Genomic DNA, 12,911 nt, shown 5'->3' with positions numbered 1-12,911 from the left:
TCGAAGCGGGCCCCCTGCGAAGCAGGAGAATTTCTACTGCGCTTTCCAGGTTTTCGCTTTCGCGTTTCCCTTTCCGGCGAGTCCGACTCTATCAGGCCTTTTCCCTCTCCCCTGACCAGCCCTGCAGGCATGCAGAAGCTGAATTCGAGTTAGGGTTTGGGCTGAATAGTCGCCGCCGGCCCCCGACGCAATGTCGTACTGGGGCCAGGCAGGAGTACGACACTACAGGCCGCTGGGAGTCGAGGCAAATCGTTTCCGGTGCCCCCCTAGGTCTGCGAACCCATTGGACTCGGGCGGAACCGGGACTTCTTATGACTTACGCTGCTGAACAGTACGCCGTCCCCTGCAGGCCGCGGCGGCCCCGTTGAAGCTCCACCCTGGGAGGCTCCCTATGACCACTGTGACGTCCCCTCTTGAAGGACGTGCCATCGGACTCGCTGCGGTACCCGACCCGGTCTTCTCCGGTGCGATGGTCGGTCCCGGAACTGCCATCGACCCCGTGCGTGAGCCGTCGGAGGCCGTTTCGCCGGTGGACGGAGTCGTTGTCTCCCTGCACCCGCACGCCTTCGTCGTTGTGGACGGACAGGGGCACGGGGTGCTGGTGCACCTGGGCATCGACACCGTTCAGCTCAATGGCGAGGGCTTCGAGCTCCTCGTCAACAAGGGTGACACGGTCACGCGGGGCCAGAACATCGTCCGGTGGAACCCGGCCGCCGTGGAGGAGGCCGGCAAGTCGCCCATCTGCCCGATCGTCGCGCTCGAGGCCACGGCCGACTCCCTCTCCGACGTCCGCGAGGACGGCGATGTCAAGGTTGGCGACACACTGTTCGAATGGCAGTGACACGTTCGGCGCAGTAACAGCCGACTGGACATCCACTGCGGTGGCACGGATCGCCGCACAATCTGAGACGGGTGAAATGGAGACAACGCTGCGAGGCGTCGGCGTGAGCCACGGTGTGGCGATCGGCGAGGTACGGCACATGGGTACGGCTGTGCTCGAGCCGCCGGCCAAACGGATTCCCGCGGAGGAGGCCGAGCGCGAGCAGGGGCGTGCTCGCCAGGCCGTGGACGCTGTTGCGGCCGACCTCAATGCCCGAGGCCATCTGGCGGGCGGCGAGGCGCAGGCGGTGCTCGAGGCGCAGGCCCTGATGGCCCAGGACCCCGAGCTCATGGCCGACGTGGATCGGCGCATCGCCGTCGGGAGCAGCGCCGAGCGTGCGGTGTACGACGCGTTTGCCGCGTACCGGGCTCTGCTGGCCGGAGCCGGGGAGTATCTGGCGGGACGGGTCGCGGACCTCGACGATGTACGCAACCGGATCGTGGCGCGGCTGCTCGGTGTGCCGATGCCGGGTGTGCCGGACAGCGATGAGCCGTATGTGCTGATCGCGCGCGACCTGGCGCCTGCCGATACAGCGCTGCTCGACCCCGCTCTGGTGCTCGGATTTGTCACCGAGGAGGGCGGACCGACCAGTCACAGCGCGATTCTGGCGCGGGCGCTCGGTGTACCGGCCGTCGTGGCCCTCCCCGGTGCCGGTGAGCTGGCCGAGGGCACAGTCATCGCGGTGGACGGCAGCACCGGCGAGATCTTCGTCGAGCCGAGCGAGGCGAAGCGCGCGGAGATGGAGAGCGCCGCCGCGGCCCGCAAGGCCGCGCTGTCCGCCTCGACCGGTCCGGGTGCGACGTCCGACGGTCACAAGGTGCCGCTCCTGGCCAATGTGGGCGGGCCCGGCGATGTGCCGGCGGCGGTCGAGGCCGGTGCCGAGGGTGTGGGTCTTTTCCGCACCGAGTTCCTGTTCCTGGATGACAGCAAGCAGGCGCCGTCCGAGGAGAAGCAGGTCACGGCGTACCGGGCGGTGCTTGAGGCGTTCCCCGAGGGGCGCGTCGTGGTGCGGGTGCTGGACGCCGGTGCGGACAAGCCGCTCGACTTCCTGACGCCCGCGGACGAGCCGAACCCGGCGCTTGGCGTGCGTGGTCTTCGTGCCCTGCTGGACCACCCCGAGGTACTGCGGACCCAGCTGACCGCGCTGGCGAAGGCGGCCGAGGGACTGCCGGTCCATCTCGAGGTCATGGCGCCGATGGTGGCGGACCGTACGGATGCGAAGGCGTTCGCCGACGCGTGCCGGGCGGCCGGGCTGCAGGCGAAGTTCGGCGCGATGGTGGAGATTCCGTCCGCTGCTCTGCGGGCCCGCTCGATCCTGCAGGAGGTGGAGTTCCTGTCGCTGGGCACCAATGACCTGGCGCAGTACACCTTCGCCGCCGACCGTCAGGTGGGTGCGGTGTCGCGGCTGCAGGATCCGTGGCAGCCCGCGCTGCTCGATCTGGTGGCGCTGTCGGCTGACGCTGCCAAGGCCGAGGGCAAGAGCTGCGGTGTCTGTGGTGAGGCTGCCGCCGATCCGCTGCTCGCCTGTGTGCTGACCGGTCTGGGCGTCACCTCGCTGTCGATGGGTGCCGCGTCCATTCCTTACGTCCGCGCCACACTGGCGAAGCACACGCTCGCGCAGTGCGAGCGTGCCGCTGCCGCCGCGCGTGCGGCGGACTCCGCCGACGAGGCGCGGCTCGCGGCTCAGGCGGTGCTGTCGGGCGAGTAGTTCGCGCAGCTGGTTTGAAGGGGCTTCCCGCCGGACACGGCGGGAAGCCCCTTCGGTGTCAGCGGTGTGCCTCGGGTTCGTCCGCGCCGATGTCGAAGCCCGCGCAGTACTCCACACCGGACTCCGGGGAGACGGGATCACCGGTGTCCGCGTCGGTGCAGTAGGCGCTGAAGACCTCACCGGCGGTGAGCGGTACGAGGCTGCCGCGGTTCAGTCGCCAGCCGTGCACCCGGTCGGGGGCCCCGGGGCTGCTTGTACGGAGTACGAGTCCGCCGTGACTTTCGAGGGCGATGCCGACGGCGAGCACGGTGACGAACTCTGCTCCTGCGCCCGAATCGAGTCGGGCCGGGCCCGTCGTGCCGCGCTCGGTGTGGAGGACGGCGAGGAGCTGTTCGTTCTCCGTGGGGGTGCTGCAGACCAGATGGTGCGTGCCCGGGCCAGCTGTCTCCAACGTGCGCATCAGGAGGTGGGACGCCCGGTCGAAGGCGGCGCGGCCGATGTCCTGCCCGCAGTCGGCGCATTCGCCGAGGTCGGCCAGGAGCGTCGTGGCGTATTCCCATGTGGCCTGGCGGACCGCTCGGCTGACGAGGAGCGGGATCAGGGTGTCGATGGGTTGTCCGGTGTACGCGACCGTGGCTCCGGTCGCGGCGATTTCGGCGGTGAATCGACTGCGGCTGGCCGGGGCGTCGGCGGCGAGGCCGGATTCGGCACAGAACTCCGCGTACTCCTCCGGGTCGAAGAGGGCCACGGTGGTGTGCATGCCCTGGGCCGCGAGCGTTTTGAGCAGGCCCTCGACCTGCTGCAGATAGACGGCGTGGTCGACGAAGGTGAAAGTGCGGTAGCGCCGCATGGCCGCGAAGTCCTGCTCGTCGGCCAGGAGGCCGATGGTGCTCGGTGCTTCGCGGCGCAGCGTGCGTCGCATCGATGTGCCGGTCCGCCGATAGGCGTTGTGCTTGGTGTTCCTGGTGTGCGCCACGACTCCCCCAGTGCGCTGTCGAACATTGCTCACTCAGAGTAATCGCGGGCACTGACAGTGCCCTCTTCAGCGCCGCGTACGGGCCAGGTCCTCGTAGAAGTGGAGCAGTTCGAGGTTGTCGATCGAGCCGGGATTGACCGCCTTGGCCAGGGCTGTTCCCTGGAGGAGGCGCTTGACCGGAACCTCGATGCGCTTTCCGGTGAGGGTGTGCGGGATGCCGGGAACCTCGATGATCTCGTCCGGGACGTGGCGCGGCGAGAGGTTCTCGCGGATGGTCTCTTTGATGCGGCCGCGCAGGCCGTCGTCGAGCGCGGCACCGTCGGCGAGGTGGACGAAGAGCGGCATCCAGTAGCCGCCGTCGGGCTCTTCGAGGCCGATGACCAGGGTTTCGCGGATCTCGGGGAGCCGCTCGACGGCTTCGTAGATGTCGGCGGAGCCCATCCGTACGCCCTGGCGGTTGAGGGTGGAGTCGGAGCGGCCGTGGATGATGACGGAGCCGTGGTCGGTGAGGGTGATCCAGTCGCCGTGGCGCCAGACGCCGGGGTACATCTCGAAGTAGCTGTCGCGGTAGCGGCTGCCGTCGGGGTCGTTCCAGAAGTGGATCGGCATGGACGGCAGCGGGTTGGTGACGACGAGTTCACCGACCTCGCCGATGAGCGGCTTCCCTACGGGGTCCCAGGACTGGAGGTCCGTACCGAGGCAGGGTGCCTGGAGTTCGCCGATGTGGACGGGGAGGGTGGGGACGGCGCCGGCGAAGCAGCTGCAGACGTCCGTGCCGCCGCTGACGGAGGCGATCCAGAGGTTTTCGGCGACTTCGTCGTGGAGCCAGCGGAACCCGTCGGGCGGGAGCGGGGAGCCGGTGGTGGCCACGCACTGGATGCGCGAGAGGTCGAAGTCGCGGCCCGGGTGGATGCCGGCCTTGCGGCACGCCATGACGTAGGCGGCGGAGGTGCCGAAGAGGGTGGCGCCGGTCTGTTCGGCGACGCGCCACTGGGCGCTGACGTCGGGGTAGCCGGGGCTTCCGTCGTACAGCACGACCGTGGTGCCGGTGAGCAGGCCGGAGACGAGGAAGTTCCACATCATCCAGCCGGTGGAGGTGTACCAGAAGAAGCGGTCGTCGGGCCCGAGGTCGCAGTGCAGTCCGAGCTGTTTGAAGTGTTCGAGGAGGATGCCGCCCTGGGACTGGACGATCGCCTTGGGGAGCCCGGTGGTGCCCGAGGAGTACAGCACCCACAGCGGGTGGTCGAAGGGGACCTGTTCGAAGACGGGTTCGGTGTCCGCGGAGGTGAGGGCGGACCATTCGAGGGCGCCTTCGGGGGCGGGGGTGCCCAGCAGCGGGATGTGGACGACGGCGCGCAGGGTGGGCAGTTCGCGGCGCAGTTCGGCGACCGTGCCGGTGCGGTCGTGTTCCTTGCCGCCGTAGCGGTAGCCGTCGACGGTGAAGAGGACGACGGGTTCGACCTGCTGGAAGCGGTCGAGGACGCTGCGGGCGCCGAAGTCCGGGGCGCAGGAGGTCCAGACGCCGCCGACGGCCGCGGTGGCGAGGAGCGCGACGACCGACTGCGGAATGTTGGGGAGATAGCCGCTGACGCGGTCGCCGGGGCGGACCCCGAGTGCGCGGAGTTCGGCGGCGAGGGAGCCGACCTGCCGACGGAGTTCGGACCAGCTGACCAGGGCCTGGGTGTGGGTCTCGTCGACGTGGACGAGGGCCGGGGCACCGGCGCGCAGCGGGTCCTCCGCAGCACGCAGGGCGTGTTCCGCGTAGTTGAGGGTGGAGCCGGGGAACCATTGGGCGCCGGGCATGGTGCGGTCGCCGATGACGGTCTCGTACGGAGTGGAGAACCGTACGTCGAACCAGTCGGCGACGGCCCGCCAGAAGGTGTCCAGCTCGTCGACGGACCAGCGGTGCAGCGCCGGGTAGCCGCCGTCGGCCGGTGCTCCGTACCGCTCGGCGGCCCAGCTCTGGAAGCGGGTGACCGCCGCGGCGGCGATGCGCTCGGCGTCGGGCTGCCAGAGGGGGGCTTCGTTCGCTGCTGAGGTCATGGGGCGGCTCCCTGGCTGTACGGGTACGCGGGGTGGGCGTGGTTCGCGCACACACGTGCTGGGGTGTGCGCGTGAGGCGGCTTCACGGACGATGCCATGTGATCGTCTTCCGCACCAGGGTTCCCCGCCCATGGTTGCATGTCCGGTTATGTGGTCCGGCCACGGGTGAACGGAAGTTGAACGGAGCCCGCTGCCGCTCCGTCAGGTGGCAGGGTGAGCTGCATGAACGGTCGCGACCTGGTGCGTTCGGTGAAGATGGTGGGTTCGGTGCAGGGCCTGCGCATGGTGCGCTCGGCCTGGCGTCGGCAGCGGGCGGATGCGCGGGCGCTGCCGCCCCGTGGTGCGGAGCGGGCGAGAGTGCCGGGCCTGCTGGTGGGGGCGGAGCCCGGGCCCGGTGGCGGTGTCGTGAGATTCGCCCGTTCGGAGCTGTACATCCGGGTCGCGGTGGGAGGTGCCGTGTTCTGGGCGTGGGACGGGGCGGAGCCGCTGCCGTCGTACGCGCTTCCGGGTCCGGGTCCGGCGCCGGAGCCCGATCCGCGGGCCGTGCTGGAGCCGGACAAGGACGGCGGCTGGCAGGTGGTCTCGGAGCGGCTGACGCTGGTGGTGTCGCGGCACGGGGCGGTGGAGCTCCGTACGCCGGGCGGCGTGGTGCTCCGGCGGGAGCTGCCGCCACGCTGGTGGGAGCCGGTGGCGGGTGGCCCGGCCCGGTGGGTGCAGCGGTCCGAGGTGCCGGCGGACGCCCGGTTCTTCGGGCTCGGCGGGCGGGCGTCGGGGCCGCGACTGCGCGATGGCGTGTACGAGCTGTGGAACACCGATCCGGGCGGGCGCTTCGTGCCCGGTGACGATCCGCTGTATCTGACGATGCCGGTGCAGCTGGTGGTCTCGGACGCGGGGACGCATCTGGCGTTCCACGACAACTCCTGGGCGGGGCGGGTGACGCTGCGCGAGGGCGAGGAGGGCGCGGGGTCCGGCCATGACCGTCCGGGGCTGTGCGAGGTGCGGATGGACGGGGGGCCGCTGCGCTGCTGGGTGGTGGCGGGTACGCCGGCCCGGGTGCTGCAGGGCTGGACGGCGCTGACGGGTGCGCCGGCGCTGCCGCCGTCCTGGGCGCTGGGTCCGCAGCACGCCCGGTGGGGGTTCGGCAGTGAGCATGAGGTGCGACGGGTCGTCGCCGGGTACCGGGAGCGGGGTCTGCCGCTGTCCGTTCTGCATCTGGACATCGATCACTACGACGGGCATCAGGTGTTCACCGTCGACCGGGGCCGGTTCCCGGACCTGCCGCGGCTGGCGAAGGAGTTGCGGGAGGACGGGGTGCGACTTGTGTCGATCGTCGATCCGGCGGTGAAGGCGGTGCCGGGGAATGCGGTGTTCGACGCCGGTTCGGCGGTCGGTGGAGCCGGGGCGTTCGTCCGGGACGCACGGGGGCGGACGGTGCGCGGGGAGGTGTGGCCCGGCGAGTGCGTGTATCCGGACTTCACCGATCCGCACGTGCGGGAATGGTGGGGAGGTCTGTACGAGGAACGGCTGGCGCAGGGGTTCTCCGGTGTGTGGCACGACATGAACGAACCGGTGTCGTTCTCGGCGTTCGGCGAGCCGACGCTGCCGCGCTCGGCCCGGCACTCTCTGGAGGGCCGCGGGGGCGATCACCGGGAGGCCCACAATGTGTACGGGCTGGCGATGGCGAAGGCCGGGTACGAGGGGCTCTGCCGACTGCGGCCGGACGAGCGGCCCTTCCTGTTCTCGCGCGCCGGCTGGGCGGGGATGCAGCGGTACGGGGGCACGTGGTCCGGCGATGTGGCGACGGGCTGGCCCGGGTTGCGTGCCTCGCTGTCGCTGGTGCTGGGGCTCGGCCTGTGCGGGGTGCCGTATTCGGGTCCCGATGTGGGCGGGTTCGACGGGTCGCCGTCCCCCGAGCTGTATCTGCGCTGGTTCCAGCTGGGTGCCTGGCTGCCGTTGTTCCGCACGCACGCGGCGATGGACGCGGGGCGGCGGGAGCCGTGGGAGTTCGGGCCCGAGGTGCTTGAGCACGCGAGGGCCGCACTGGTGGAGCGGGAGCGGCTGCATCCGTACTTTGTGACGCTGGCCCAGCTGGCCCGGCTGACGGGTGCGCCGTATGTGCGGCCGCTCTGGTGGGGGGCGCCCGGGGACCGGGCACTGCGGGATTGCGAGGACGCGTTCTTGCTGGGGGATGCGTTGCTGGTGGCGCCGGTGCTGAAGCGGGGGACGGACCGCCGGGCGGTGCGGCTGCCGCGGGGACGGTGGTACGACACGGCGACCGGTGAGGCGTACGAGGGGCCGGGGCAGGTGTTGGTCGATGCGCCGCTGTCGCGGGTGCCGGTACTGGCGCGGGCGGGGTCGGTGATTCCGGTGCGGGGCGTGGACGGGGGGCTGGAACTGGAGGTTTGGGCTCCGGCTGCCGGACGTACCGGGGGTGGCCTGGTCGTCCGTGACGCGGGCGAGGGCTGGGAGCAGCCGGGGGTCGAGCGGTACACGGCGCGACTGGTGGGCGGGCAGGTCGTGGTGGAGCTGGAGGGTGGTGAGGTGACGTGCCCGGTGCGGGTGCGTGGGGTGTGATGCCCGTCAGCGGTGGTGGTAGCGGCCTTCGAACCATGCGCGGGCAGCCAGAGTGTGCAGCGGGAAGGCCAGTTCGGCGGGGGCGCGGAGCAGGCTGTGGCCGGCGGTCTCGTCGGTGGGCACCGACGGGGGGAGGGCGGCGACCGGACGTGGCGGGAGCAGACCGAAGAGGAGAAGGTGGCCGTCCGGTGCGCTGAGGGCGTCGGCAAGACGTACGTCCTGCTGGTCGGCTTCGATGCCGGTCTCCTCGCGCAGTTCCCGTACGACCGCGTGCCGCCAGTCCTCGGCGTGGTCGATGAAGCCGCCGGGCAGGGCGAGGCCGCCGCGCCGGGGCTCGATGGTGCGGGTGATGACGACGAGGGAGATGCCGTCCCGGTCGGTGACGGGGACCAGGGCGACGGCGACCGGCAGCGGGTTGCGGTAGGCGGTGTCGCCGCAGACGGTGCAGGTGCGGGGCCAGGCGCCGGTGGATCCCGGCGCGGGCCGGGGGTACGGCGTGCCGCAGCTCCCGCAGTGGGAGTCCTTCATCGGTTTCCGCACCTTTTCCTCCACGTTCTGCTGCGCTTGTTCCTTCGCTCGGTTTTCTCTCCGGGCGCGGACACGCGCGGACTGTATCCGATCGTCGTGCCGACACCCCCACGACTGATGGATGATGCGCTCATGACAGGTATTGCTTCCGCTTTCCGCGCCCTGGCAGCCACTGCCACCATCCTGCTCGCCGCCACCGTCGCCTCCCCGCCGGCACGGGCCCAGGCCGAGCCGAAAGCCCCCGATGAGTTCGTCGCACTTCGCTCGGTGGACCCCACGATCATCCAGGAAATGCGCTACCCCACCGGGCACAACTTCATGGGTGAACCGGTCGACGGGTACCGCCAGCCCGTCTGCATCCTGACCCGGCCTGCGGCTGAGGCGCTCCACGCGGCGCAGACGCGGCTGCTGCGCCAGGGGTACTCGTTGAAGGTGTACGACTGTTACCGGCCGCAGCGGGCCGTCGACCATTTCGTACGGTGGGCGAAGGATCTCGACGACGAGGCCATGAAGGGCGAGTTCTACCCCCAGGTCGACAAGACGCGGCTGTTCGCGGACGGTTACATCGCGGAAAAGTCCGGGCACAGCCGGGGCAGCACGGTGGACCTGACTCTGGTTAAGCTGCCCGCCGTGCCGACCAGGCCGTACCGGCCGGGCGAGAAGCTGGTGCCCTGCTACGCGCCGCAGGCCGAGCGCTTCCCCGACAACTCGGTGGACATGGGCACCGGGTTCGACTGCTTCGACACGCTGTCGCACACGGACGACGCGCGGATCCAGGGCGTGCAGCGGGCCAACCGGCAGTTCCTGAAGACGACGCTCACCGACGCCGGGTTCGTGAACCTGGCCGAGGAATGGTGGCACTACACCTTCAAGCCCGAGCTGTTTCCGGACACCTACTTCGACTTCCCGGTGGCCAGGAGGTCCGTCGCCGGCCACTGAGGCCCGCACCCGGCCAGTGCGGGTACGGCCGGGCGGACGGGCGGTCGGGACCACCCCCGTGGGTTCCGGCCGCCCGCACTTCCTCTCGGACGCGGATCGGCCGTATCCGGTTGCCCTCCCAGCCGTTACGGTGCCCATATGTCACAGCAGACGTTCGATTCGTACGAAGAGTTCTGGCCCTACTACGTGGCGATGCACTCCAGGGCCGCCACCCGCTGGGTCCATCTGACGGGGACCCTGACCGGTCTCGCGATCACCGCCTACGGCCTGGCCCGGGGCCGCAAGCGGTACGCGGCGGCGCTCCCCCTGATCGGCTACGGCACGGCCTGGCCCGCACACTTCCTGATCGAGAAGAACAATCCGGCCACCTTCGGGCATCCCGCGTGGTCACTGCGCGGAGACGTGCAGATGATCCGGATGATGCTGGCCGGCCGCGACAGGGAGCTGGCGGAGACCGCCGCCAAGTGGCTCGCCGAGAACGACTGACCGTGGCACACTTCTGACGTTCCGTCAGATCCTGTGCCGGGGAGGGGCTTTGTCGCACATGCGCACACCCGTGGTGTCCGGTTGGTTCACCGAGGGCACCGCCGAGAAGGACTTCCGGCTGTTGGGCACACGCTGCTGCGCCTGCTCGTCGGTCTTCTTCCCACGTCAGGACACGTTCTGCCGCAATCCCGGCTGCACGGGCGGCGAGCTGGTCGAGGTGCCCCTCTCCCGGCGCGGCACGGTCTGGTCGTACACCGACGGCCGCTACCGCCCTCCCGCCCCGTACATCTCCGACCCGGACGCGCCCTGGGAGCCGTACGTCCTGATCGCCGTCGAACTCGCGGCGGAGCGCATGGTGGTGCTCGGGCAGGCGGCGCCGGGGGTGGGCATCGGGGATCTGGCGGTCGGAATGGCCGTCGAGGCGGTTCCGGGGGTCCTGAACGAGGCTGCCCCCCAGGGCGGCGGAACCGTATGGACCACCTGGCACTGGCGGCCCGTGAGCACCGCCGCCGGCGCGGCCCCGGGCGGTGCTGCATGACCGGGGATGTGGCCGTCCTCGGAGCCGGGATGCATCCGTGGGGCAAGTGGGGGCGCAGCTTCGTCGAGTACGGAACGGTCGCAGCGCGGGCCGCACTCAGCGATGCGGGGATCGGCTGGCAGGACGTGCAGTCGGTGGTCGGCGCGGACACCGTGCGCGGCGGCTATCCGGGCTATGTGGCCGGTGCGACATTCGCCCAGGCGCTGGGCTGGCAGGGCGCACGGGTCACGAGTGTGTACGCCGCCTGCGCGTCGGGCGCCCAGGCCATCAACACGGCCAGGGCGCAGATCCTGGCGGGTATGGCCGACGTGGTGCTCGTGGTGGGTGCGGATGCGGCGCCCAAGGGGTTCTTCGCCCCGGCGGGCGGCGACCGGCCCGACGATCCCGACTGGCTGCGGTTCCGGGTGCTCGGGGCGACCAATCCCGCCTACTTCGCGCTGTACGCCCGCCGCCGCATGGCACTGTACGGGGACACTCCGGAGGACTTCGCACTGGTCAAGGTGAAGAATGCGGCGGCCGGCGCACTGAACCGCAATGCCCGGTACCGCTCGCCGGTGACCGCCGAGCAGGTCGCCGCGTCCGCCGTGGTCGCCGATCCGCTGAGGCTGCTCGACATCTGCGCGACGTCCGACGGGGCGGCGGCCGTCGTCATGTCCAGCATGGAATTCGCGCGCCGCCACGGGGCGGCCGATCCGGTCCGTATCCGCGCAGTCTCCACCGTGACGCCCACCTACCCGAAGGCCGTACTCGACCTTCCGGACATCGCAACCGATTCGGCAATCGCGGCGGAACCCGCACCGGAGAGCTTTCGCGCGTCGATCACCCGGGCGGCGTACGAGGAGGCGGCCATCGGGCCCGATGAGCTGTCCCTCGCCGAGGTCTACGACCTCTCCACCGCCCTGGAACTGGAGTGGTACGAGGACATCGGGCTGTGCGCGGCGGGCGAGGGCGCCAAGCTCGTGCGCGAAGGGGCCACGGCGCTCGGCGGACGCATCCCGGTCAATCCGAGCGGAGGACTCGCCTCCTTCGGGGAGGCCGTGCCGGCCCAAGCCATCGCGCAGGTCTGCGAGCTGACCTGGCAGCTGCGCGGCACCGCGGCGGAGCGGCAGATTCCGGGGGCGCGCGCCGGAATCACCGCGAATCAGGGGCTGTTCGGGCACGGTTCGGCAGTCGTCGCGGTCCGCTGAGACCGGCCCGGCGCCTTGGACCCAGTACCGACGTGTCCGATGCGTGTGCCGTGAACTGGGCTTGTTGTCAGTGTTCTTGACGACTGATCAGCACCCGTGAAAACTCCTTGCTCAGTCACTGCCGCCACCCCCGCTCTGCGGCAGATCGACTTGGTCACCACGCTCGTCACGGAAGCCATGGAAGCGCCCGGCGCGATCCGCCGGACAACCCCTAGGAGCGCCATGAGCAATGGAGACATATTCGTCGGGGAAGTCATCGGAACGGCGATCCTCATCCTGTTCGGCGCGGGTGTGTGCGCCGCTGTCACCCTCCATCATTCGAAGGCCAGAGGTGCGGGATGGGTGGTGATCGCCTTCGGATGGGGCTTCGGTGTCCTGGCCGGCGCCTACACCGCGGCTCCCCTCTCCGGCGGCCACCTCAACCCGGCGGTCACGGTCGGCATCGCCGTCGACACCGGGAAGTGGGACAAGGTCCCCCTCTACATCCTGGGACAGCTGGTCGGCGCGGTCGTCGGCGCGCTGCTGGCCTGGCTCACGTACTACGCGCAGTTCCGCGCCAACGCGGACAAGGAGACCGCCGTGCCGACGCTGGGGATCTTCTCGACCGCTCCGGAGATCCGCAGTCCGGTGGCCAACCTGGTCACCGAGATCATCGCGACGGCCGGGCTGGTGCTGCCGATTCTGGCCTTCGGGAAGAACGCCGGGATCGGGATCGGCCCGGTGGCCGGCGCCGGTGCCGGCGTCCACGGCTCCGGGATCTCCGTACTGCTGGTGTCCCTGCTGGTGGTCGGTATCGGACTCTCACTCGGCGGACCCACCGGATATGCCATCAATCCGGCCCGTGACCTAGGTCCGCGGCTGGTGCACGCACTGCTGCCGATACCGAACAAGGGTACTTCCGACTGGAGTTAATCCTGGATCCCAGTGGTAGGACCGCTCGTGGGTGGGCTGCTGGCGGGGGTCGTCTTCAACGCCGCCTTCTAGCCGTTCGGTCTCCGGCTGTTCAGGCGCGTCTCATTCAAGCTCCGGCAATTCGAGTTCTCGACCTCGCG

At 70.3% G+C, this 12,911-nt stretch carries 10 protein-coding genes and 1 pseudogene; 8 read left to right on the top strand and 3 right to left on the bottom strand.

The window, feature by feature from the left end; genetic code table 11:
- Positions 1–391: 391 nt before the first annotated feature.
- Together ACWCP8_RS37520 and ptsP are read left to right on the top strand one after the other, a co-directional pair.
- Positions 392–841 carry a PTS sugar transporter subunit IIA gene (locus tag ACWCP8_RS37520; RefSeq protein WP_352266249.1) on the top strand — a complete coding sequence of 150 codons (450 nt, stop codon included), beginning with the start codon at positions 392–394 and terminating at the stop codon, positions 839–841.
- A gap of 76 nt (positions 842–917) precedes the next feature.
- The gene (ptsP, locus tag ACWCP8_RS37515; protein ID WP_352266248.1) at positions 918–2,588 is read left to right on the top strand and encodes a phosphoenolpyruvate--protein phosphotransferase; all 1,671 of its coding nucleotides are present in this window, start codon (positions 918–920) and stop codon (positions 2,586–2,588) included.
- Positions 2,589–2,646: 58 nt separating this feature from the next.
- On the opposite strand, the gene ACWCP8_RS37510 is transcribed toward ptsP, so the two are convergent.
- Positions 2,647–3,564 carry a hypothetical protein gene (locus tag ACWCP8_RS37510; protein ID WP_451120843.1) on the bottom strand — a complete coding sequence of 306 codons (918 nt, stop codon included), beginning with the start codon at positions 3,562–3,564 and terminating at the stop codon, positions 2,647–2,649.
- A gap of 66 nt (positions 3,565–3,630) precedes the next feature.
- Positions 3,631–5,607: an acetoacetate--CoA ligase gene (locus ACWCP8_RS37505; protein ID WP_352266247.1), complete on the bottom strand. Its 1,977-nt coding sequence runs from the start codon at positions 5,605–5,607 to the stop codon at positions 3,631–3,633.
- 222 nt (positions 5,608–5,829) lie between these two features.
- On the opposite strand from ACWCP8_RS37505, the gene ACWCP8_RS37500 reads away from it, so the two are divergent.
- On the top strand, positions 5,830–8,181 hold the full coding sequence (locus ACWCP8_RS37500; protein ID WP_352266246.1) for a glycoside hydrolase family 31 protein: 2,352 nt from the start codon (positions 5,830–5,832) through the stop codon (positions 8,179–8,181).
- 6 nt (positions 8,182–8,187) lie between these two features.
- Here ACWCP8_RS37500 and ACWCP8_RS37495 read toward each other — a convergent pair whose 3' ends face one another.
- The gene (locus ACWCP8_RS37495) at positions 8,188–8,709 is read right to left on the bottom strand and encodes an NUDIX domain-containing protein (RefSeq protein WP_352266245.1); all 522 of its coding nucleotides are present in this window, start codon (positions 8,707–8,709) and stop codon (positions 8,188–8,190) included.
- A gap of 132 nt (positions 8,710–8,841) precedes the next feature.
- On the opposite strand from ACWCP8_RS37495, the gene ACWCP8_RS37490 reads away from it, so the two are divergent.
- The 5 genes and pseudogenes from ACWCP8_RS37490 (at position 8,842) to ACWCP8_RS37470 (ending at position 12,843) form a co-directional block, all read left to right on the top strand.
- Positions 8,842–9,648 carry a M15 family metallopeptidase gene (locus ACWCP8_RS37490; protein ID WP_451120840.1) on the top strand — a complete coding sequence of 269 codons (807 nt, stop codon included), beginning with the start codon at positions 8,842–8,844 and terminating at the stop codon, positions 9,646–9,648.
- A gap of 138 nt (positions 9,649–9,786) precedes the next feature.
- Entirely contained in the window at positions 9,787–10,134 is a 348-nt protein-coding gene (locus tag ACWCP8_RS37485; RefSeq protein ID WP_352266243.1) for a DUF962 domain-containing protein, read from the top strand.
- A gap of 58 nt (positions 10,135–10,192) precedes the next feature.
- The gene (locus ACWCP8_RS37480; protein ID WP_451120838.1) at positions 10,193–10,672 is read left to right on the top strand and encodes a Zn-ribbon domain-containing OB-fold protein; all 480 of its coding nucleotides are present in this window, start codon (positions 10,193–10,195) and stop codon (positions 10,670–10,672) included.
- Positions 10,669–11,859, top strand: coding sequence for a lipid-transfer protein (locus ACWCP8_RS37475; protein ID WP_352266241.1), 1,191 nt, complete (start codon positions 10,669–10,671; stop codon positions 11,857–11,859). Before ACWCP8_RS37480 ends, ACWCP8_RS37475 begins: the two co-directional genes overlap by 4 nt.
- Before the next feature lie 222 nt (positions 11,860–12,081).
- A pseudogene (locus ACWCP8_RS37470) lies at positions 12,082–12,843 on the top strand (MIP/aquaporin family protein).
- Positions 12,844–12,911: the final 68 nt, after the last annotated feature.

The sequence above is a fragment of the Streptomyces sp. NPDC002206 genome (assembly GCF_053593595.1).
This window is presented reverse-complemented; position numbering and strand designations above follow the sequence as displayed.